The sequence below is a fragment of the Gramella sp. AN32 genome (genome assembly GCF_023718305.1).
GTDB classification, from domain to species: Bacteria; Bacteroidota; Bacteroidia; order Flavobacteriales; family Flavobacteriaceae; genus Christiangramia; species Christiangramia antarctica.
Genome location: NZ_QEYO01000008.1, coordinates 143,657 through 167,782 on the forward strand (window position 1 = coordinate 143,657; position 24,126 = coordinate 167,782).

12 protein-coding genes are annotated in these 24,126 nt (G+C 37.7%); 4 read left to right on the forward strand and 8 right to left on the reverse strand.

Annotated elements, in window-relative coordinates; genetic code table 11:
- Positions 1 to 46: 46 nt before the first annotated feature.
- The 3 genes from DHD80_RS11050 to DHD80_RS11060 all read left to right on the forward strand — a co-directional run bounded on the left by DHD80_RS11050 (position 47) and on the right by DHD80_RS11060 (position 4,669).
- Complete coding sequence (locus DHD80_RS11050; protein WP_251741236.1) at positions 47 to 235, forward strand: hypothetical protein; 189 nt, start codon at positions 47 to 49, stop codon at positions 233 to 235.
- Between the two features lie 25 nt (positions 236 to 260).
- The gene (locus DHD80_RS11055) at positions 261 to 1,274 is read left to right on the forward strand and encodes a hypothetical protein (RefSeq protein ID WP_251741237.1); all 1,014 of its coding nucleotides are present in this window, start codon (positions 261 to 263) and stop codon (positions 1,272 to 1,274) included.
- Between the two features lie 110 nt (positions 1,275 to 1,384).
- Positions 1,385 to 4,669, forward strand: a complete 3,285-nt coding sequence (locus DHD80_RS11060) for a hypothetical protein (protein ID WP_251741238.1) — start codon at positions 1,385 to 1,387, stop codon at positions 4,667 to 4,669.
- A 158-nt stretch (positions 4,670 to 4,827) separates the two neighbouring features.
- Here the strand turns inward: DHD80_RS11060 and DHD80_RS11065 are convergent, their stop codons facing one another.
- A complete protein-coding gene (locus tag DHD80_RS11065; protein ID WP_251741239.1) occupies positions 4,828 to 5,793 on the reverse strand; it encodes an App1 family protein in 966 nt (321 codons plus the stop codon).
- A gap of 68 nt (positions 5,794 to 5,861) precedes the next feature.
- Between DHD80_RS11065 and DHD80_RS11070 the strand changes: the two genes are divergently transcribed.
- Positions 5,862 to 6,758: a YegS/Rv2252/BmrU family lipid kinase gene (locus DHD80_RS11070; protein WP_251741240.1), complete on the forward strand. Its 897-nt coding sequence runs from the start codon at positions 5,862 to 5,864 to the stop codon at positions 6,756 to 6,758.
- Here the strand turns inward: DHD80_RS11070 and DHD80_RS11075 are convergent.
- The 7 genes from DHD80_RS11075 to DHD80_RS11105 all read right to left on the reverse strand — a co-directional run bounded on the left by DHD80_RS11075 (position 6,742) and on the right by DHD80_RS11105 (position 23,851).
- Positions 6,742 to 7,662, reverse strand: coding sequence for a hypothetical protein (locus tag DHD80_RS11075; protein ID WP_251741241.1), 921 nt, complete (start codon positions 7,660 to 7,662; stop codon positions 6,742 to 6,744). The genes DHD80_RS11070 and DHD80_RS11075 overlap by 17 nt on opposite strands.
- A 4-nt stretch (positions 7,663 to 7,666) precedes the next feature.
- A complete protein-coding gene (locus tag DHD80_RS11080; protein ID WP_251741242.1) occupies positions 7,667 to 9,013 on the reverse strand; it encodes a vanadium-dependent haloperoxidase in 1,347 nt (448 codons plus the stop codon).
- A 4-nt stretch (positions 9,014 to 9,017) separates the two neighbouring features.
- Positions 9,018 to 12,311: a VCBS repeat-containing protein gene (locus DHD80_RS11085; RefSeq protein ID WP_347709969.1), complete on the reverse strand. Its 3,294-nt coding sequence runs from the start codon at positions 12,309 to 12,311 to the stop codon at positions 9,018 to 9,020.
- Positions 12,298 to 15,663 (reverse strand): VCBS repeat-containing protein, encoded by a 3,366-nt coding sequence (locus DHD80_RS11090; protein ID WP_251741244.1) that lies wholly within the window; start codon positions 15,661 to 15,663, stop codon positions 12,298 to 12,300. Before DHD80_RS11090 ends, DHD80_RS11085 begins: the two co-directional genes overlap by 14 nt.
- Before the next feature lies 1 nt (position 15,664).
- Entirely contained in the window at positions 15,665 to 18,955 is a 3,291-nt protein-coding gene (locus tag DHD80_RS11095; protein ID WP_251741245.1) for a VCBS repeat-containing protein, read from the reverse strand.
- A 94-nt stretch (positions 18,956 to 19,049) separates the two neighbouring features.
- Positions 19,050 to 20,708, reverse strand: coding sequence for a RagB/SusD family nutrient uptake outer membrane protein (locus tag DHD80_RS11100; RefSeq protein WP_251741246.1), 1,659 nt, complete (start codon positions 20,706 to 20,708; stop codon positions 19,050 to 19,052).
- A gap of 14 nt (positions 20,709 to 20,722) precedes the next feature.
- On the reverse strand, positions 20,723 to 23,851 hold the full coding sequence (locus tag DHD80_RS11105; RefSeq protein ID WP_251741247.1) for a SusC/RagA family TonB-linked outer membrane protein: 3,129 nt from the start codon (positions 23,849 to 23,851) through the stop codon (positions 20,723 to 20,725).
- Between the last annotated feature and the right edge of the window lie 275 nt (positions 23,852 to 24,126).

The window sequence follows — 24,126 nt, forward strand, 5'->3', positions numbered from 1 at the left end:
GACTGCCCCGCATTAACTTAGAGGTAAGAACCAAAAAATCAATAATATGGCAGAAATTAAAGTAGAAAAGAAAAAACCGGTATGGCCGTGGATATTACTAATACTGATTATTATAATCGCAGCAGCCTTATACTTTGTGGGACAGGCCGAGGATGATTCAATTGATGACGCTATGGAGGAGATGGAAGAAGTCTCATTTAATATCACCACAAATCAATTAACGCATATTGCTTAATTAATACCAAAAAAATTAAAAAACTATGAGTACGAAAAATGAAAAACATTTATACTATTTCAATGAATTAAGCGGATATAAGATCAGCAGTGGTGATCACGATATTCGTGGTTGGGCAGTAAAAGATCTTGAAAATAGAATTATTGGTAAAGTAGATAATTTATTGGTAAATAAAGATCTTGGAAAAGTAGTTTATATCGATGTAGAAGTAGATAAAACAATTATAGACGCAAATCATGATCCCTATTCTGAACCGGCAAATCCAAATGTTCGGGAATTTATAAACAAGGAAGGCGAAAATCATTTAATAATTCCTATAGGCCTGGTAAGTCTCAATCCTGAAAGCAAATATGTTTACACTGAAACTATAGACTATCAAACATTTGCGGGAACGAAAAGATACCGGGCAGGAAATACTATAGATCGCGATTATGAAAGAGCGGTGTTAACTTCATACAATCGGAAAAACCGAAAAAGCAATATTGATAATGACCGTTACGAAGTTGAAAGAGATAGCAAAAGCGATATTACCAGAAGGAATGATGAATTAACTCAAGAGGAAATTGCCCAAGAGCGTTTAAGATTGGAGCGCGAAAAACTTGAACTTGACCGGTTAGCTGAACAACGAAGAAATCAGGATCACGAAAGAACGCATGATGAAAATCTTAGAAATGAATCTACAGAGGAAAGGATCCAGCGGGAAAAAGCAAATATGAAGTATAAATCAGATAATCTTGACAATACTCGTCTAGATGAACCGGTCGTAGATCGTGATCATAAAGATTATGATGATACCTGGAAAAAGAATACGGGAAGTACAACTGAGGATTTTAAAAACTATAAAAGGGAAAATACAGATACATCATGGAAAGAGGAAGGTGTGGAAAGACCCATAAGAACTCATGATGAAGATAAGAACTGGTCACGTGAGGAGACCAATCTTGACAGAGATGAAGCCAATAGAAAACGAAATAGAACTGAAACCGAAAGGGACGATGATTTTTATGACAGAAATGAATTTCGGAACAGGAATTACTAAGTTCTCTTAATCCAGGAAAAAGTGGGTACAGAAATGTTCCACTTTTTTTATGTCCAATTCCAATATTTCAGAAAATTGTATCTTCCGGAATCTATTTTCAAATCTAATTCATGCGTAACTTTTTCTTATTTTTTCTCTTTACATTTTTAAGTATATCGGTATTTTCTCAGAGTGTTGACCTTAGTTTACTGAAGAATAAAACACCAAGAAATATAGGCCCGGCTGGAATGAGTGGCCGAGTAACCTCAATTGATGTGGTGACGAGTGATCCAAACGTCATGTATGTAGGAACTGCTTCCGGTGGATTGTGGAAGTCAGTTAGTGGCGGAATCAAATGGGAACCCGTCTTCGATGACCAGGTTACCGCTTCAATTGGTTCAGTAGCCATTCAACAATCGAATCCTTCCGTTATTTGGGTAGGTACCGGTGAAGGTAATCCAAGAAACAGTTTGAATGGCGGTTACGGAATTTTCAAATCATTAGATGGAGGCCGTTCCTGGAAAAATATGGGACTTGAAAAAACACGGCATATTCACCGAGTGGTAATCGACCCTACCAATCCCAATATAGTATATGCCGCAGCCATTGGATCCCCCTGGGGCGAACACGAGGAGCGTGGTGTTTACCGAACAAAAGATGGTGGAAAAACCTGGGAAAAGATTTTATATAACAATAAGAGGACCGGAGCTGCAGATTTAGTGATGGATCCTAAGAATCCCAACAAGTTAATCACTGCCATGTGGGAACATAAACGTGACCCTTGGTTCTTTAATTCCGGTGGGGAAGGTTCAGGAATGTATATCACCTACGATGGAGGAGATACCTGGCAAGAAAGAACTTCAAAAGATGGTCTTCCGGAAGGTGAACTGGGACGAATTGGTTTGGCTATAGCACCGAGCAATCCTGAAATTATCTATGCTCTCGTAGAATCGAAGAAAAATGCTTTATATAAAACTGAAGATGGCGGTTTTAACTGGAAAATGGTAAACAGCGATGAAAATGAAATTGGCAACAGGCCATTTTACTACAGCGATATTTTTGTTGATCCCCAAAATCCTAACCGCTTATATTCAGTTTTTACCTATATCAATGTTTCCGATGATGGCGGTAAAAGTTTTGAAGAATTAATGCCCGCATACGGAGTGAGTAATGGAGTTCATCCAGATCATCATGCGTGGTGGATCCATCCCGAAGATGGTGATTTTATGATGGATGGTAATGACGGAGGTTTAAATATCACCCGTGATCGCGGTAAAACCTGGCGGTTCGTGGCTAATCTACCGGTGGCACAATTTTATCATATAGCCGTGGATAATGAGTTTCCCTATAATGTTTATGGCGGAATGCAGGATAATGGCAGCTGGAGAGGTCCCGCTTATATCTGGAAAGATCAGGGGATTAGAAATTCCTATTGGCAGGAGATTTCTTTTGGGGATGGTTTTGATGTCGTGCCAGACAGGGATGACAGTCGATATGGGTGGAGTATGAGTCAGCAGGGATATGTAAGCAGGTATGATCATATCACCGGAAATAATTATCTGGTAAGGCCAACACATCCAAATCCTGAAGTTGAACTTCGCTTCAATTGGAACTCGGCCATCAATATTGATCCTTTCGATAATAACACCATTTACTTCGGAAGTCAGTTCGTGCATAAAAGCACAGATAAAGGTTTAACCTGGAAAATAATTTCACCAGATCTTACTACCAATGATCCGGAGAAACAGAAACAACAGGATAGCGGCGGATTGACCATTGACGCCACAGGGGCAGAAAATTATACTACGATTTTAGTCATTGAACCCTCCCCGGTAGAAGAAAATGTGATCTGGGTGGGAACAGATGACGGGAAAGTTCACATCACCAAAAATGGTGGGAATTCCTGGGAAGATATTTCAAATATATCAGGCCTGCCTAGGGGTAGTTGGGTCACACAAATAAAAGCATCTACAAAAAATAAAGGTGAAGCTCTTCTGGTGGCTAATGATTACAGAAGGTTTAATTATAAAGCCTATGCTTTCAAAACGAGCAATTATGGTAAAACATGGACACGTATTGTTGATGAAAATGATACAAAAAGCTATGCTTTAAGTATTCTTCAGGATCCTGTAGAAAAGAAATTAATGTTCCTGGGTACAGACGACGGACTTTATATTTCATTCGATGCAGCCAAAAACTGGCAAAAATACACCAATGGTTTTCCTACGGTTTCTGTAAAAGATATGGTAATTCATCCCCGGGAAAATGATTTGGTGCTGGGAACTTTTGGAAGGGCTGCCTGGGTTTTGGATGATGTGAAACCTTTTCGGGAAATTGCCAAAGATCCTTCCGTTTTAAATAAAAAACTCGAACTCTTCGAACCGCCAACAGCTTATCATACTGCCAATCAGCAACCCACAGGAAGCCGCTTTGGGGCCGATGCTACTTACCATGGAGAAAACCGTGAAGGCGGCGCCAGGATTTCATATTTTATTCAAATTCCAGAGAAGAAAGAAAAAGACACTCTTGAAGAAGTTTCAGCAAAAAAGAAATTTAAAAAAAATACCCCACTTAGAGATCAGGAAGGGGAGTCTCCAAATGTGCAAGAAATAGGGAAAGATAGTTTGGCTGAAATCGAGAAAAATGAAACCAAATGGGATAGTATTCACCTGAAAATTTATGAGGATAATAGACAAATTCGCCATTTAAAAGAGAAAGCACCAGATTCTACCGGAATGTATGTGATGAAATGGAACCTGGATGAAAAAGGAGTGCAAAATCCTTCCAGAACAATTAATGAACTTAAAAATGAACCCGGCGGAATTAAAGTCTTGCCGGGAGCATATCGATTAGTCATGGAATTTGGGGATCAAACTTCAGAAGAAATAATCAAGGTTGAGCCCGATCCCCGTTTAGATAATTCCATGGAAAATAGCCGGGAAATATATAATAGCCTGAAAGGTTTAAATGATATGACCCAACTCGCAGCAAATGCTGTGGAACAATTAGTTCAAAGTAAAAATACTGCGGAAGGTTTAAAGGAAAAGATCAACAAGACTGAAAGCCTAAAAGAGCAATATAAAGAACAGATGACGGAAACGGATACTATCGTTAAGAAAATAGATGAACTTCTTGCCCTATACCTTGGTGAAATTGATAAAAGACAGGGCATTACCCGAAATAGGGAAATGACCGTTATGAATAGGATTTACCTAGCTTCAGGATATATAAGTAGCAGGCAGAATGGAATTACTGAAACTGAAGAAATCTTGATGAAACAGGCAAAAGACGAATTAAATTCAGCTTTGGAAAAAACCAACGTATTTTTTAATAAAGACTGGCCGGAATACAGAGTTGAAATGGAAAAAATTGATATTCCGGTTTTTAAAGAAATCAAACAATTTAGGTTAGAATGATGTTTAAAAGACGTTTTTGTTTGACCTTTCGTCTGCGCTCAAGGTGACAAAAACTTATGTTAGGTGCCTAAACGGATAAACTATAAAAAATTTCTTGAAACCGACTATCCCCGAGGCTGAGCCGCCGGAGAATTTTAGAGATTAAAATAATCTATGATTTAAATGATCCCAATTTTTTCAGAATGCTCAATTGCTTTCTGACTGAATTGAAAATAGCAGGTTTCAACATGCATGCTTTCAATATTTTGTAAAACTTCCTGCACTTCAGGTTTTTGTCTTTTTGATGTTTGCCGGATGTAAATCGCTTTTATATTTCTGGGGAAAGTTTTTACGATGCGCTCATATAAATAGGGATCATGTTGTGAATCATCGCCTATAAGCACGTATTCCATATAGGGGTAAAAGGAAATAATATCCTTTATCTTAACGAATTTATGGTCATGATCCCCCCTACCCGTTTTTAAAAAATCCTTTAAACCGGTTTTTATTTGTTTCAGTTTAATAACCGCCTTGGGCAATTCATGAAGCCGGGCAAACTCATCGATAAAATCATATAAATTCCATTCACTACTGGAAACATAAAAAAAAGCATTTGCAACCGCCTTATCTTCCTGTCCCGCTGTACTTAAACGTTGATAATGTTTTACTACATCATCAAATATCTTCCGCTTATTGATATTTTTGGATAACATCACATAAAGCTTTTTAAATGGCCGATTGCTGTGTGATATAAGGAAAGTGTCATCAATATCAGAAATTATCCCCAATTTACTTTTAAAAGGCTTTAAAAGCTCTCCCCGCTGTACAATCCCAAACTTTTCAAGACTGCATATAACAAAATATTCGTGCCAGCCACTTTCCAGAGGTTTTGTATATGGAATCGTAAATCGAAAATAACCATCATCCATTGTTTTTGTAGTGATTTCAAGATCCTTAAACCTTAAAATAATTTCACGATTCGGAATAGGCTCTATCCTGAATTTATGGAGGATTGCATACGCATGTTTAATTCCCCTGCGATCTAATTCGTATTTATCTGGCGCCCAGGACTGGAAAACATGACCAAAAACAATCAATTCCGAATCATTTACATATCCTCTGTAGAGCTTAAGATCAAGTTTCACAATCTTTAGATAATTTTAATTTCACTTTATTTCAAATTACCTAATTTTAAACCAATCTATGCAGATATATGGAAGAATTTAAGGAAGTTTTATTGGTAGTTAACCCAATTTCAGGAGATCTCAATAAAGAAGAAATGATTGAGACGGTTCAAAGAGAGGTCGCTACCAAAGGGGGAATTACGCATGTTTTTGAAACCACCGGGAAAAATGATCAGGAGAAAATAAATAAATATGTGGAAGACTTTACTATCGATCGTATTTTAGTGGCTGGAGGCGATGGAACTATAAATCTGGTAGCGGAAGCAGTAAAAGATAGTGATCTAACCATTGGGATCATTCCTGCAGGTTCAGCGAACGGACTCGCTTTCAACCTGAATATCCCACGTGTTTTAAAAGATCAAATTGAAGTTGCTTTGGGAAAAACAAGCATGGATTTGGATATTTTGTGCCTGAACAATACCATCTGTTTGCATATGAGTGATCTTGGGATCAATGCTGAACTCATTCAAAATTATGAGAATTCTGATCTTCGCGGGAAATTCGGTTACCTTTTACAATCTATTCCCACCCTTATAAAAAGTGAATTTCCTTTTCAGTTTTCTATAAAAACAAAAAATATTGAAGTTGAAAAAGAAGGGATTTTACTTTGTTTTGCCAATGCTAAAAAATATGGGACCGGGGCTAATATTAATCCTTTGGGTGAGCCGAATGATGGCATTTTTGAGATCCTTGTCTTTAAGAAATTTGATATTATTGAAATCCTGAAAACGCTAAGGAATGAGGTAGAATCTGATGCTGAATTTGTTGAAGTGATCCAGACGACGGAAGCTAAGGTAATTTGCAAAAAACCCATTGCCTTTCAAATTGATGGGGAATTTATTGGAAAAGAAACTGAAATTGATATAAAAATTTTACCACAGAAGCTTCGTGTGGCTGTGCCACCTTCGGCTATTCCAACGGCATAAAAATATCAGCCTTCCATTTTAAAGGTTCTGTATCTGTATTGGGATTATTATAAAATACTTCCATAGGTTTTAACTTTAAAACTTTTTCTGATTTGCTTGCCTCATAAAGCATTTCCTGCCAGGCCAAATGGGACATCCTATAATTTCCATTAAAAATTGCCTTCATCGCATTTTCAGTTTTAAATTGTTTCAGTTGGACATTTGGATCTTTGGGAAGAGAATCTTTTGGTTTTACCGGATAGCAAAAATCAAAATCAATAAGATCTGTAGAGCGGTCCCAGAAAGTAACTTTTACAAAAGGATAGCCATCTCTTTCCAGATTATTGTTTAAAAAATAATCTTCCAGAATATCAATAGTACTAACCATTTCTAGAGCCTTTTGACTTGCTGGAATCGCTTTGGATGTATTACAAATGCAGAACTGGGAAGGAGTTTGAGCGACTCCCTCGTTAATTTCTATTTTATAAGTTGCTTTCTTGTTTTTAACTGATTTTACAAACGTGGTTATATACAATTTAACCGAATCTACCAGTTTATTATCCTGGAAAGGATTTAAAATCTGGAGACGATTTTTTAGCTTATTCCTTTCAGAAGTAAAATTTAAGGAGATCGCTGTTTTCGAAGTGTCAATAGGGTCGAATTGCCAATTCAGAAGAATTGCTGGCTGTTGATTTTGCAGAATTTTCTGATCTAAAGATTTATATTCTTTCGCAGCAATCCTGGAAATTTTATCTTTTTGAGGTTCCAGACCAAAATTCCTTAGATCCCCGGTTTCATAAAAAACCTGGGAAACACTATTGTTTACCGTAAAATTGAGAGTGTAATCGTATTTTTTAATAAAAAGGTACCAGCCTGTTATTCCTATAGCGAGGATAAACAGGAAAAGAATAATTTTTTTGAGCATAAAGTTATTTTGCAGCCACCTGATCTGAAGACGTAGTCATTTTAAGCTGACTAATCACATAATTTCCAAGTTTTTGTCCCTGATCCAAACCTACTTCAATGGCAGATCTATAATGAATGCCACCATACAATCTACTGTTTGCCGCTTCTAAAGACGCCTCATTAAAAGATTTATAAGACCTAATGGGTAAACCATAATCAACTTCAGTATCATCATCAAAGCTGAAATCTTCACCAAAAATATCGGTTAAAGCGATGGCAGCAGCTCCGGAAATAACGGAATGTCCACTGGTATACTCTGGAAAAGGAGGGGTTTGAAGAACAGAGGTCCAGTTCTCATCAATATATTTATTGATCAAAGTTTCCGGCCTAACCAGGTTACTTCTATATTTTTCATCCCAACAGCTAATAAAACCATCAGCAAGGGCTACAGAAACTTTCGCGTAGGCGTAAACAGATCTATCAAAATCTGCTTTATCCTTTTGGCAGGCAATTTTTGTAATTCCAATCCAATGTCCTCCGGGAGTGATTTTTTTCGCCGCGAACATCAAATGTCCTCGCATGATCGATACATATGGATTACAATCCCAGAATTTAGCAATAGCCATTTTTTCACTGTTCTCTTCATTCTGGGCGATTTCCTGACGAATATTATAAACTTCCATAAGTTCGTCATGGAATTTTGAGCCTTCTTCCATAGAAAAAGCTGGTGGTGGTATCGGTTTAAACTGGTTTGCTTCTTCTATAACGAATGGTCTAATCTTGCTCCAATGTGGTTCAATCCCATCCATATAAGCGGGAGGAGTTGGCTGCCATCTTCCTTCTTCACCTGTAGCAATGGAAAATTTAGGCATTGTACGCGTTTGGGCATAATTATCCTTTTTCATCCAGTCTTTAATGTGCTGCGCAACCTGAAGCCCGTAAGCTTCAGAGACCTTAAACGTTCTTTCATCCTGATCTTTCCATTTCTGAAATAAGCTATCGCGTTGGGCAATTAACTTATCTTCAGAAAAAACCAAACTTATGGCAAGGTCATAAAAGGCCACAATAGAAGCAACTTCAGGATTTGTAATATCTGAAGTTGATTTTGGGGCAGGTTCTAGATCGGTTAAAAAATTGGAAAGGCTTTTATATTCAGGGTCAAACTGTGACATGACTTCATAAGCTGCAATGTTTGAGTAGGCATATACCCTACTTGCAACTGGTGGGGCAAAAATATCATGAACCATCACTTTGGTGACATGATCGTTTGCAGCATGGTAATCGTCTGGAGAAACAATTATAGCCTCAGGTTCCTTGTCGCACGAAGCAAACAAAGCAGTAAATAACAACAACATAAAAATCTTCTTCATAACATTATTTAATTTTATATAACTCTGTTTTTGCATTATTCAGAGTTACTAAAAGATATTTGATATTATTTAATTTTATAACTGAAAAATCTTTAACAGATTTTTGGGATAAATTTAAACCAATTTCTACGGAATTCAGAATATTATCCTCATTAATTATGATTGCTCCACCAAAAGCGTCAAACTTGCCATGATATGGGGTAATCCCGAAATAATTTCCCCCAATTAGCAATTCTTCTTTTCCATCTTTGTTGAAGTCGTAAACCAACATGCTTCTAATCGGGGCAACCTGTAATTCTCTTTCAAACGGGATAAACCTAAATTGACCTTCTTCATTTTTGAGATACCCTGAAGATAATTCGTTGATTTCAAACTTTATAGCGCTATTCAATTCGTCTTTGCTGAAAATTTCGTCAGCTTTCTGGCCGGCAAAATCTTTATAATTTGAATATTTTTTCCTGATCTTTTCACTCAATTGTGATGCCAATTCATCTTTGCCATAAAGAAAATAATAATTCCCATTTTTTTCTGAAGCGATCAGCGTCTCTGTAAGACCATTTTTGTCGAAATCTTTGTAATACATTAAAAGCGGATATTTTTCCGAAGCTTTTAATTTTGTATTTAAGCCCCAGTTACCCAGCATATAATCATTATCCCCGTCACCATCAATATCGAATTCACTTATACTCTGCCACATTCCATTCAAGGAACCTGAAACATGGTTTTTGGTAACATCGGTGAATTTTCCATTTTCATTCTGTATAAATTTTGGGGACATCCACTCACCTACGACTACCAGATCCAGATCTGAATCATTATCAAAATCTGTCCAAATCGCATCGTTCACCATGCCCAGACCTTCAAATAATCCCTCATTTTGGACAATAGAGAACTTCCCTTCATGATTGTTTAATAAATATGATGTGGGCTGCGCGCCATAATCATAATTCACCGAATTACTTCCTATAAAAATATCCCCATCCCCATCATCATCATAATCGGCCAGTTTTACCACGGAAGAATTTGAATACATTTTGGGAAATAAACTATCGCGTACAAAGCCTCTCTCTTTATTTCCCAAATATAACCTGTCCAGTAAATATTCATTTTGGTGCACCGATTCACCACCACCTGATGCGATAAAGATATCCATAATCCCATCCTGGTTAAAATCGGCAACGGCGGCACTCACATCTTCGGTTAAAGAATCTTTTGAGATTTCCGGTGTTTTCGTTTTCTGAAATTTTCCATTTTTCTGAAGATAGATTTCTGCAGGATGAAATCTGGAACCGCCAAAAATAACATCATCGCTACCATCAGCATTAAGATCGGCTACTTTAACCGCAGGTCCTAAATCTGAAATTTGATGCGGTATAAGCTTTTGCACATTAAAATCTACAAAAGGATTTTCTTCATGTTTGTAAGACAATCCAAGATCATTTTCGGCTTTTTCAAACCAATTTTTTACAGGTTTTTTAAAAATATTATCAATTGAAATTGAATTACTTGCATATAACTCATTTAAAGTGATAGTTGAATTCAATCTAAGATTTCTAACCACTTCAGTTTTTTGTCCGGGCCAGATCAAAATTAAGGAGTCTACTACATTCCCTTTTTCAATTCCAAAATGTATAACCGGTTCTGAAGATGACTGAAAGGATTTTGTAGTATACAATTGCCTGGTTTGTTTTTGTCCTTCGCTAAAGAGTACTGCCCTGGCTCCAATTCCGAAGGTATTTTTCCCAGATCCCTTTAATCTAAGCTTTAAATAATTCCCTTTTGCCTCATCGTTAATGTAAATACTTGCCTGATCGTTAATATTATTGGTAACAATATCCAGATCGCCATCATTATCGAGATCGCCGTAAGCCAGACCTGTTGAAATTACAGAATCATTCTTAAACCATTGTTTTGAAACGTCTTTAAAATTTCCATTTCCGATTCCCGAAAACACATAATTAGTCACTTTTCCTGAAGGCATTTTGTTTAATGCCTCTTCGTCAATCAACGTACTTTGATCAAGTTTTTTCTGAATTTCCTCGTTAGAAGTATACTTTACATAATCAAGATCATTCGGCCTTTTTGGTATCCCATTAGTAATAAAAAGATCCTGATTTCCATCCTGATCCAGATCTGCGAAAATTGGTCCCCAACTCCAATCTGTTGCGGCGACACCGTTCATTAAAGCCGTTTCAGAAAAGAATTCCCCACCCTGGTTCATTTGCAGCATATTACGGGTAAACTGTGGATGATATCCCAGTGTTTCGATACGCATAGCATGAAGGTTTACATTATCATCCCCGGCGGAAGACTTTAAAACCTTTTCATCTTCCGGCAACATATCTAAGGTAATAAGATCTACAAAGCCATCATTATTGATATCTGCAGCGTCATTTCCCATGGAAAACCTGGAAACATGGCCAAACATTACTTTTAGCTTTTCAGTAAAAGTCCCATCGCCATTATTTATATAATAATAATCGTCTTCATGAAAATCATTGCCTACATAGATATCCGTAAAACCATCATTATTGAAATCGGCAGTGGTTAAACCAAGTCCGTAGCTATTAGGCCCGCCATAAATACCCGCCGCTTCGCTAACATCAATAAATTTATTATTATCGTTTCTAAAAAGCTTATCGCCGCTTTCGTAGTTTCGATTATTTCGAATCTCTGCGGGACCAAAGGAATCTGCAGTATGCACCGCATGATTCAGAATATAAACATCCAAATCCCCGTCATTATCCATGTCGAAAAAAGCCGCCTGGGAGGAATAATTTTCAAGATCCAAACCGTATTCTTTGCTGCTCTCAGTAAATGTTAGATCTCCATTATTAATAAAAAGTTCGTTATAACCGTTAAATCCATTTACACCTACTACTGCAGAAACGTACATGTCAAGAAATCCGTCCCCATTTACATCAGCCATAGTACAGCCGGTATTCCAGGTAGAGTTCCCTGTAACTCCGGCAGATTCAGAAATATCTTTAAATTTCAGGTCTCCTTCGTTCAGATATAATTTATTTTTTACCTGGTTCCCGGTAAAATAGATATCGGGAAGTCCGTCATTATTAATATCCCCAATACTCACTCCTCCTCCATTATAAAAATACAGGTAGTCAAGAATATTTTGATCACGGGAATTGGTAAGGATGTTGGTAAAATCTACGCCGGTTTGTTCACTTTTGGGATTGCTGAAAAATAGCGGAGCCTCTTCTTTCTTCTCATCCTTTTTGCAACTTAGAATGAGAAAAAGAATAAAAATAAAAACTGGATACCTACTTTTAATTGACCTCAAAAATCCTCGGTTTTTGGTTATTGATCGCGGCGATAATATATTTTTTTCCATCCTTATCCTTAAAGGTTTTTAAGAACTTCACTTCATCCCGAATACTAAAGCCGCTATCCTTATAATCCTGCCATTCAAAGTTCATTTTCCCGTCACCAAGAAGCACATTACCATAACTGGCATCAAGTCTGGAAAATTGCGGTTTAAATTCGTAATTATTCCCGGCCATTACCAAATCCAGGTTGCCATCGTTATTAACATCTTCACAGGTGATCCCACAAACACAACTAAACTGGACACGATTGGGTAAATTTTGAACCTTAAAATTCCCTTTCCCATCATTAATGGCGATCACACTTTCTGAAATCACCGCTTCCTTCACCAGGGCGTTTTCCGTTTTATCTTTAGGCAGCAATTCATCAATAGGTCGTCTGGCATATTCTGAAGCTTTTAAATTTTCTTTCTTTAAAACAACCAGCTGGCTGGTTAATTCCTTTTTCATATGAATAGGATAATCTTTGCCATTTTTTTGCTTGGTCATGATTTGTTCAATCGTTCCATTATTGTCAAAATCATTCACCCACATTTTTACGGGATTTTCCAGACTTGTTTTATACGGAATATTTGAACCTTTATTTCCAATAATAAGGTCCATATCACCATCATTATCCAAATCTGCCGACTGGACCGTGTTCCACCACCCGGTATACGCATCCAGATTGGTCTTTAAAACTGACAATCTTCGCCCGGAATTATGATAGATCTTTGGAGAACCCCAATCTGAAACGGTTATAAGATCTGCGATATCGTCGCCATCCACATCCTGCCAGATGGCATCGGTGATCATGCCGGCATATTTGGTATCATAGGCAATTCTTTCTGTAGCATTCACAAATTCGCCATTGCCTTTGTTTTCCAAAAATAAATGCTGGGGATCCAGCCCATAATTCACGGAAACACTTCGGCTTCCAATAAAAATATCTATATCACCATCCGCATCAAAATCATAAGGAGCGATTACAGCGATGTTCTGGTTTACTGTAGGTAGAATATTTGTTGATGGTGAAAAGTTTCCTCTTCCATCGTTTAGATACAACCTGGAGCGATAATTCTCTTCCTCACGCACCTCATTCCCACCTGAACCTACGATCAAATCCTGATCTCCATCTGAATCGGCATCAAAAAATGAGGCCGCAGTGTCTTCAAAAAGATAATCTGTATCCAAAGAAGTCTGCTTCAGTTTTTGCAATTTTCCTCCTCCTCTATTCAGATATATAATTCCCGGTTGACCCTTTGCCCCCCCAATAAAAATATCTTCATTTCCATCAGCATTCACATCGCCAATTGCCATTGCGGGACCTTCCTGGGAGAGTTTCTGCGAGATCAAACCTTCAAAATCAAAATCGGTATAATCATTTTCCTCATGCTCCACCATAAACGAATTGTCGAGTTCTTTTAAGAGGACATCTGTTTTCTGCGGTTTAGGCAACGAATACTCTTCCGTAGCGTCTTTAATATTCAACTCCAAAGTCTGGTTTACGGCAACTTCTTTTAACAGCTGGGTTCGATCATTTGGCCAGATCACTCGCAGGGAATCGATCTTGTCCATCTCCCCCAAACCAATGTTCATGGTATAGTCCATTGAAGACTGGAATCCTCTGGAAGGATTAAGATCCTGGACGATAATGGTATTGCCGCTATAAAGTTTTATTATGCTCCCAATGGCAAATTTATTCTTTTGTTCCCCAATTAGTTTTAGCCGCAGGTAATGATGCCCGTTCATTTCGGTTGAATTATTCCTGTAGATAAAAGATTGCATATTCACGTTATTCACCACGAGATCGAGATCACCATCATTATCCAAATCCCCATAGGCGCAGCCATTGGAAAGACTGGGCGTCCCTAATCCCCAGGCTTTTGCCACGTCTTCAAAGCTAAGGTCATGTTTATTCTTAAAGGCATAATTAGGTAATGGGGTAACCGGCATTTTTTTAATTATGGAATCGATAGATTCTTTTTTACCGGTAAGGGCCATATTTTGAATAATATCATTCGCAAAGAATTCAACAAAATCAAGATCGGTAAGATCGTGATTGATCCCATTGGTCACGAAAATGTCCCGAAAACCATCATTATCCATATCGAAGATCAAGCCGGCCCAGCTCCAGTCGGTACTTTCTACACCGCTAAAATTCGCGATTTCTGAAAAAGTGCTGTTTCCATTATTCAGTTGCAGTGTATTTTGAATGTATTGCTGAAAAAAATCTTTGCTCTGCTTCAATTTAAAAACATTATAGCCTTCAAATTCCATGACAGATTTGGTCCTTTCTTCAGAATCTGGCAACATATCTGTAATAAAAATATCATTATAACCATCATTATTAATATCTGCCATATCTATTCCCATCGCAGATAAACTCAGGTGGTTTGTCCAGTTTTCAATATCCTCGGTAAAAGTTCCATCCTGATTGTTGATGTATAAATAGTCCCTTTCGTAAAAATCGTTGGAAACATAAATATCAGGATAGAGATCATTATTAAAATCCTGCACCATTACCCCAAGCCCAAATCCTATCAAACTTCCATAAATCCCGGCCTCTTCACTCACATCTACAAATTTCCCATCATCATTTCGCAACAACATATCGCCTACTCCGCGAAAAATTTCAGGAACCCCTTCCCAATCCTGCGCACGCACGTGTCTTTGTTCAGCATAACCTAAACTGCTCACAGGAATATTGCTGTTGTTCAAAATATACGCATCAAGATCCCCATCTTTGTCATAGTCGAAAAAAGAAGCGTGGGTGGAAAATCCTGTTTTCGCCAGATTATATTCTGCAGCTTTTTCAGTAAAGGTTAAATCCCCATTGTTGATGTAGAGGTCATTATCGTGATTGTTGCCTTCCATATTCCCTGCATTGCTCACATAAATATCCAGCAAACCATCCTGGTTAATATCCACCATATTTACACCGGTAGACCAGGGTTTATTCCCTGAAATACCTGCAGATTCTGAAATATCCTCGAATTTAAAATCACCTTTATTCAGAAAAAGTTTATTGGGTTTCATGTTAGCGGACATATAAATATCTGGTAGACCATCATTATTGATGTCCCCAATGGCCACACCACCTCCATTATAAAAATTTCGGTATTTGAAAATATTAAAGTCTTTCTGGTTCTTTACCTCATTAAGAAAATCGATTCCGGTTTCTTCCGAAGATAAGAGGGTATACAATGTAGGTTCTGTTGATTCTTGATTTTCAGTTCCATCACTTTCTTTGTCATCATTTTTGCAGGAAGAAAATATAATTATCCCTATTAAAAATATCGATTTATAATTGCACCAATTCCTGAACATATTAATTTTGGCTTTTAAGAATTTTTAATGTGTTGTTATTCCTTGTGATCACAAAATAAGTTTCTCCATCTACGCACAACTTCTGAATATCTCGGGAAGCTCCCGGAACATCAGGGATTTTAGCCCTGTAGTTTTTAAAAAAACCATTTTGATCGTTTAATAGCAAAGTCCCGTGCGAGGCATCTAATCTACCTAATTGTGTACTGATTTCATAGTTGTTTCCAACAATATAAAGGTCATCAAAACCATCATTATCGAAGTCATTCACCTCTATATCAAAAATCTGGGAGATTTGGGCTTCAAATGGCAATTTTCGTACCTTAAAATTAGTTGACCCGGTATTTTCAAGATAAACAGATCCCAATTCGTAGACTTGTTTTACGGTCGCATTTTTCAATTTATCTGAAGGAAAAATAGCTGTAAATTTAGCCTTTGCAAAATCTGAATAATTATTGAATTTTTTCTTTAAGTAAGGTAACTGCCCGTCCAGTTCATCTTTTGAAGAAAATACAGTTTCAGTTCCTTTATAGAAATAAGTCAATATTGGGTCGATGGAACCATTGTCGTCGAAATCATTTAAATATAATTGCAAAGGTTCTTCCGTACTTGCCTTCAGCCTTGTATTTAATCCCCAGTTGCCGGCTACGATATCTATATCTCCGTCATGATCGAAGTCTGTAGCCTTGACTGAATTATACCAGCCATTCGTTTTATCAAGATTGGCTGATTTCTTTACTAAGCTGCCCTTTTCATTCATAAAAATAGTCACCGGCATATAGTATCCTACCACAATGGCATCTTCCCAACCATCAGCGTTAAGATCGATCCAAAACAGATCCTGAACCTGACCTACATTTTGAAAGTCTGAATATTTCTTAGGGTTCATCTGCTTAAATTCTCCTATCCCATTATTCAGGTAGATAAATTGCCTGGGGACGGCCTGATAGTTTCCCGGAATTAAATTCGAAATGAAGACCACATCAAGGTCGCCATCATGATCTATATCGGTAGTGGAGATGCCGGAAGCATTTATCTCGAGATCCTGAAACTGGTTTGATTTTATAAAATTTCCCTTCTGGTTCAAATATAAAATGGGTTTTAAAGCATTGCCGCGGGTAAACTCATTCCCACCACTGGCCACAATAATATCTTTAAAATGATCATTATCAACATCTACCATAAGAACCGCGGTATTTTCTGAAATTCTATTTTCATCGAAGACCGGAAAATATTGTAAATCAAATTGTCCATTTTTATCCTGAAAAAAGACCTGTAAAGCCTGTGATTTTCCGCCTCCAATAACCAGATCTTCCAAACCGTCATTATTGATATCCCCCACAGTAGAAGTTGGGCCAAAATTACTATAAGCAAAAGGGGTTAAGGGATCTTTATTGAATTCCAGTGTTTGTTGTTCAATATGCCTGTAATTAATTAAGGAATCATTTTCTAGCAAGATTTGGCTTTGTGCTATAACTGAACTGGAATCATTTTGAGCAGCGTCTTTATAATCTAAAACTACTTCAGAATTTATGCTGATGTCTTTTCTTAGTTGTTGTTTCCCACCCGGCCAGATAATTTTAAGTGAATCAATTTTCTTTGCCGTTCCCACACCAAAGATCATTTCGGGGGAAACGGAAGATAAAAATCCCTGATTTAAATAGAGTTCCTGCATTTGAGTTTTTTCATTCGCATATAAATAAACCCTGGCGCCAACCCCAAATTTGTTGTTTTTAGCACCTTTCAATTTGATCTTTATTGAATTTGTCGCTCCCATTTCGTTTCGGAACAAAAAAGCTGGCGTGTCGGTATTATTTACGACAAGATCCAAATCCCCATCATTATCAAAATCGGCATAGGCAGCACCCTGACTAAAGGACGGCTCATTTTTAAACCATTTTAAACCTAATTCTTCAAAAGTCTGGTTGCCGGAATTATGGAAAAAATAGTTTCTAAGTTTCTTTTTGGGCAAGGCTTTGGTTAGCGCGGGTAAATTTTCAAGCTTTTTCTCACTGAGTTGTTTCTGTATTTTCTCATTGGAAATAAATTTGATAAAATCCATGTCATTCGTAGCGCCTTTAATCCCATTGGTAACATAAATATCTTTAAAACCATCGAGGTCAAAATCTGCAATAAGCGGACTCCAGGACCATTCAGAAGCGGCAATGCCGCTGGCAAAAGCGGTTTCAGAAAAACTTAAATCCCCGCGATTATAATGCAGGGTATTTTGCATGTATTGAGGAGAAAAACCATTTTTGAGATAGTTAGAATAGGTTTGGAAAGGATATTCCAAACCCGATGTTTTATAAGTCTTAAGATCTTCCGGGAGCATGTCTAAAGCGACAATATCGGGATTCAGGTCATTGTCAAGATCGGCAATACTATTCCCCATGGAAAAGTGTGCGGTATGTCCCAAACTCTCAGACTGATGGTTTAATTCTTTAAAAGTTTTATCCTGCTGGTTGATATAGATGTAATCATTTTCGAAAAAATCGTTCCCAATATAAATATCCGGATAGCCGTCATTATTGAGGTCTCCAATACTAATGCCCAATCCATAACCAATAATGCCCTGAAATATTTCAGTTTGCGCAGAGACATCTTTAAACTTACCGTCGATATTTTCAAAAAAACGATCTCCGGATTTTGAATCATAGCTTTCCCTTTTTTTACCTTTTCCGTAATTAAGATTTGGATATACCGAATGATTGAGAAGGTACATATCCAGGTCTCCATCTAAATCATAGTCCAGAAATGAAGCCTGGGTAGAAAACCCTGAAAAATCCAGGCCATATTCTTTAGACATTTCTGAAAAGATGGGGATTCCATTTTTGTCATTTCCCTGGTTTACCAACAGTAGATTGTGTCCTTTCAAATGAAGAAAGCCGGATACTTTACAGATATAGATATCCATCAGGCCGTCGTTATTAATATCTACATTAGAAATTCCTGTACTCCAGCCAGTACTATTATCAAATCCATAATTATCAATTTTGATAAATTTAAATTCCCCCTGATTGAGATAAAGTTCATCCTGAGCTTCATTAGAAACAAAATAAATATCGATAAGGCCATCATTGTTATAATCGGCAGTGGCTACACCTGCACCGTTGTAATAGTAGAGGTAATTTAAAATATGAAGATCTTCTCCAGATTTTAAGGTATTCTGAAATGAAATATTGGAAATGGAAACTGGAATATTTTCAAACCGATAATTTGCCTCCTCCTTCCCGCATGATTGCAAAAGGAGCAAAGAGTAAATGCTTAATATGGATTTATAAAATCTTTTGTTCATCGCTTATGAGGCTGCGAGGATAAGACGGTTAACAAATTTAAAGAAAAAAATAAGAGGGCTAAAAGCCCTCTTATCAATAAAATTTACATCTTTTTTAATATCCTGGATTTTGAGTCAGGTTTGGATTTAGGATTAACTGGCTTGATGGAATTGGGAATAAATTTTTGGTCTCATCACCAATTGCGGCATCAGCCTTAAGGGTCCAGTCTCTGGTATATTCACCAAAACGGATCATATCGTTCCTTCTCCAGAATTCATTATAAAGTTCACGTCCCCTTTCATCCAAAATATCCTGTTCAGAAACACTTGCCAAAGGCGTCGCTTTTCTAAGCGTCCTTAATTCATTGATCATTGCGGTTGCATCTCCACCAGATCTCATCATGGCTTCAGCTTTCATTAAATAAGCATCAGCGAATCTGAAGAAAATCTCATGTTCAGTAAACGCCCCATATCGTGGGTTATACTTGATAACACGAATTCCTGAAGTTTCACTGTTGTTAATTAAGCTAACATTCCCGTTATTATCAGTGAATTGTCTTTTGAAAGTTAGTGGGTTACCCCCACGATCTTGTAACGCAGAACCATCATAATCATATTGTTGATTAATTAGGAAACCAAAACCAATATTTGAACCATCGGCAATCCCATCATCATTCGCATCTATTGAACCAGCAAAGGAACCTGCGGGTAAACCGGAAGGTGGAACATATCCCCTTCTTTCTTCCTGTCCGTCTAAAGGTTCACCGTCTTTAGTACCTCGGTTCATGTCTGGATCTCCTTCAAAAGTATCGTAAAAATCAGCTAAGGTGGCAAAACCATTCCAGCCACCACCTGCTTGGTCCGGAGCCTGGTTGTAATGTAATCCATTCCAGATCCTGTTTCCAACAGATGTTGGAATAAACCAGATAGTTTCATTATCTAAAGTATTTTTGAAAATATCAAAATAACCATTTTCTAGCGCATAACCTTCAGCAGCGATTTGATCTACCAGGCTAATTACTTCAGCCATATCTGCGCTATTGGCTTCACCTCCAAGATAAATATGTTTATTAAGCAAAACCTTTGCCAATAAATATCTTGCCGCAGCTTTACTAGCTCTGGCATTTGGTGAGGTTGAATTACCTACACCACTTCCGGGGCCTACTGCAGGTAAATTGGCAATAGATGCATTTAAATCTGATACAATTTGATCTACCGCTTCCTGTCCACTCAATACAACTGGATCATCAAAAACCGGAGCCTGGGGATCACGTACGGGAATCTGTCCAAAATTATCAAGTATCACCCACATTCCCAGAGCCCTTAAAAAGTAAGCATCAGCTTCCTGAGCAGGAGTAGCATCAGTTAAATCTGAAAGAATCTGAGCTGCCTGATAGTGTAAAGTATTCCATTGGTTCCAGGTATTTAGAATATACTGGTGGTCCGGTCTCCATTCGTGCTGATGCAGTTGTCTCCAGATACCGTTATCCCCCCAGTCTGAGCCTCTGGTAGGTACCAAAGCTTCATCTGTAGTTACTTCACTTAATGCATATAAATTCGCCTGGTCACCTATATAACCATTTAAGCTGTTATAGGCATTGCCAACAAAGGATGTTGGATCACTTACCCCCTGAAATCCTGCTTCAGTGGCATCGATAATAATCGAGTCAGTGCCCTCTATCTCTAAATCTGTACAGGACAGGAGCGTGGTTGCCAATATGAGCGAACCTGATAGCAACCTGGCTGTAGTTTTAAAAATTCTTTTATTTTTCATTGTCATATTTTTTATTAAAATGTTGCATTCACACCAAAAGATATGGTACGCGGTCTTGGATAAGCAGCATAATCTATACCTACGGTTGGAATTCCTGAATCATTTAGGTTACCTGTATTTGTAGAAACTTCCGGATCTAAACCACTATAACCTGTTATCAGGAACAAGTTTTGACCGGTCACACTAAATCTTAAGGAATTAACAAAACTACCGTCGTTCAATGGAAGGTTGTATCCCAAAGAAGCTGAAGATAGTCTAACAAAATCCCCTTTTTCTAAAAATCTGGTAGAAACAGCTACAGATGAAGCCGGATTTTCGTTGGTACTCAAAACATCCTGAGTAACGTTTTTACCAATCAACAATGCACTTTTTGTAAAAAATGCAGTACTAGTTGCATTGTATACATAAAAGTCGAACTGACCATTAAAGTATGTAGAAAGATCAAAATTCTTATATCGTGCATTTAAAGATAAACCAGCATTCCAATCGGCCTGGGCATCTTTGCCTACGAAAAACTTATCTGCATCTGGATCACCTACTCCGTTCCCATCGGCATCAAAATAGGTAGGATTCCCATCCTGGTCAAAACCGGTAAATTCAGCCATATAGTATGAAAATAAAGGTTGTCCCGCCTGTAATTGCTGGGCGAACGCGTTACTTAAACCATTCCCTCTAATTGCACCGGTTGGAATAGTAAATGGGGTGTCCTGCACCTCATTGTTATTATAAGCGATATTGAAGTTACCAGAAAAAGTAAAATCTTCTGTATCAACGACGTCATAATCTAAAGACAATTCCACACCTTCGTTAATTACTTTACCATCTAATAAATTACTAAAAATTACAGTACCATTGGATGGCGCAGCAGATTGTCTTGCCAATAACAAATCATTCGTAGTCTTACGGTAAAGGTTTACCGTACCACTAAACCTGTCATTATTTACTCCAAAATCTACCCCAAGGTTTAAATCTGTAGTTTCCTCCCACTTAAGGTCTGCGTTTGGATCCCCATCTATAAAAGTTCCCGGTACAGGAAGTACATTCAGCTCATTGCTAATTCCACCTCCCGCAGCACGCTGGCGCTGTACAAAACGACCATAACCTAAACCTTCCTGGCTACCAACAATACCGGCACCAAGACGTAGTTTTAAAGTGGAGAAGGTATCTCCCATAAAATCTTCTTTATGGATTTGCCATGCTACTGCCCCGGAAGGGAAATAACCATATCTATTATTTTCACCAAATGTTGAAGAACCATCAGCCCTAAAAGTACCGGTGAAAAGATATTTTTCAGCAAGGGTATAGTTTGCCCTCATAAAATATGACTGTAATTCGTCATAGTTATCAAAGGTATAGTTTAATACATATGCTGGAATTGGCCTGTCAAAACCTCCTGGCAATTCTCCCGTGGTAAAAGAAGGAAGAAGATTATTCAGGTAAGTTCCATCATTTCCATATCCAAAAACAGTATAAGGACCGCTAATTGCTCCGGTTACACTACCATAAGCATCCCTAAGCTGATCTGCCATCATTCCCAGATTGGCTGTATCAAAACCTGCACCTTCAGACCCAAAACCATCTCTGTCAAATTTCTGATAAGAATATCCACCCACTACATCCAGCACAGAGTTATCAAATTCTTTTACATAATTCAAAGTAGCCTCTAAAAGCGAGTTTACCTGGTTAAAGGTATCATATCGACCTCTACCAATATTAGAAATTCCATTTAAACCAATTACATCAGATCCAAAGACTGAAGTGGTTTCAGTATCTGCTTTTTCGTAACCAACAGTCAATTTCGCACTAAGTTCGTTAGTAACAGCATATTCAGCGGAAGCATTTCCTAAAAATCTTTCCACTTCGGAAAGTCCCTGAAAACTGTTAAGTAAGCTCACGGGATTTAAAACGTTTCCTCCTGGATTAAATGTAGGATCTATAGGTGCTGTTGGATTTTGCGTAATAGATGCCCCAATAAGGTCACCAGTTGAACCGGCATTACCGTTAATAGGAGCACTCTCCTGATCTACTTTAGACAGGGAAGCCTGAACGCTAAGCGTTAATTTATCGTCAAATAAACGCTGGCTGATATTCAATCTTCCCGATAATCTTTCCAAAGAAGAGTTCTTTACGACGCCTTCCTGGTCATTATACCCAATTGAAGCTCGTACATTACCTCCCGTATAACTCTTTGAATAACTTAAGTCAACATTTTCAGAAATTGCCGTACGGGTATAAAAGTCCTGAAAATCAGAATCAAATTCAAAGTCCAATGCATCAGGATCGTTCCCAACGGAAGCAATAGCATCTAAATATTGCTCAGCATTTAATAAATCATATTTACTTGCAGGTGTACCCACACTTATAGTGGAGTTAAGTTCGAACCTACCTTTAGAAGCACCTCTACCACCTTTAGTTTGAATTATCACAACCCCGTTTGCACCTCTGGAGCCATAAATGGCTGTAGCGGAAGCATCTTTTAATATCGAAATGCTCTCAATATCATTAGGGTTAAGGAAGCTTAATGGGTTTTGCCCACCAGCAGTACCAATCCCTCCAACACTGGAGGAAGGAGCCCCACCTGAACCAAGTGGCACACCATCTACTACAAATAAAGGATTGTTCCCTGAACGAATAGAGTTAGATCCCCTAATACGCACATTGATCCCTGCTCCAGGTGCACCAGAAGTTTCTGAAATTTGAACTCCGGCAGATTTACCCTGAATTAATTGTTCCGGAGTGGCTATCACCCCTTTATTAAATTCTTCTGATGTTACCGAAGAAACAGAACCGGTGGCGTCCTTAATCGTTGTAGTTCCATATCCAATCAATACAACTTCTTCAAGCTCTGAAGCATTCGTAGCCATATTAACATCGATCGTAGCTCTACCCGCAACACCAATTTCCTGGGTTGTATAGCCTACAAAACTAAAAATAAGCACCGCATCTGCGGGCACATTATTCAAAGTGTAATTACCATCAAAATCTGTAGTTGTACCATTAGAGGTATCTTTTACCAGTACCGTAGCACCTGGTAAAGGTCCGGTTTCATCTGTAACCGTTCCAGAAACAGACTGCGCTTTTGCCATACTGAAGCATAAAAATGCCAGAGAGAACAAAAGGCTTCTGAAAATAGTTTTTTTCATAAAAATAGTTTTAGTTGGAATGTTAATTAATCTCCTTAATTATTTATAAAATTAGAGAATATTCTGTTAATAAATCAGCCCATTATCATTAGAAATCACGCAAACGATTTCGCAGTAGTTTAAAAAATAATTGCCTATTTCATAAAAAATTCAAGAATAAAGAAGAATCTTTCGAAATAGGCAATCAGAATTTAATTATTATCTGTCTATTTAAAATTTTAACAAGAATAATTCAAAATTAATCATTCATATAAAATTTTTTCATTGTTAATAAC

Bases quoted from the DNA above. Each gene is read 5' to 3' on its own strand.
- DHD80_RS11100 (WP_251741246.1), bottom strand. From the start codon at position 20,708: ATGAAAAATAAAAGAATTTTTAAAACTACAGCCAGGTTGCTATCAGGT.
- DHD80_RS11080 (WP_251741242.1), bottom strand. From the start codon at position 9,013: ATGAAGAAGATTTTTATGTTGTTGTTATTTACTGCTTTGTTTGCTTCG.
- DHD80_RS11075 (WP_251741241.1), bottom strand. From the start codon at position 7,662: ATGCTCAAAAAAATTATTCTTTTCCTGTTTATCCTCGCTATAGGAATA.
- DHD80_RS11090 (WP_251741244.1), bottom strand. From the start codon at position 15,663: ATGTTCAGGAATTGGTGCAATTATAAATCGATATTTTTAATAGGGATA.
- DHD80_RS11050 (WP_251741236.1), top strand. From the start codon at position 47: ATGGCAGAAATTAAAGTAGAAAAGAAAAAACCGGTATGGCCGTGGATA.
- DHD80_RS11070 (WP_251741240.1), top strand. From the start codon at position 5,862: ATGGAAGAATTTAAGGAAGTTTTATTGGTAGTTAACCCAATTTCAGGA.
- DHD80_RS11060 (WP_251741238.1), top strand. From the start codon at position 1,385: ATGCGTAACTTTTTCTTATTTTTTCTCTTTACATTTTTAAGTATATCG.
- DHD80_RS11055 (WP_251741237.1), top strand. From the start codon at position 261: ATGAGTACGAAAAATGAAAAACATTTATACTATTTCAATGAATTAAGC.
- DHD80_RS11095 (WP_251741245.1), bottom strand. From the start codon at position 18,955: ATGAACAAAAGATTTTATAAATCCATATTAAGCATTTACTCTTTGCTC.
- DHD80_RS11105 (WP_251741247.1), bottom strand. From the start codon at position 23,851: ATGAAAAAAACTATTTTCAGAAGCCTTTTGTTCTCTCTGGCATTTTTA.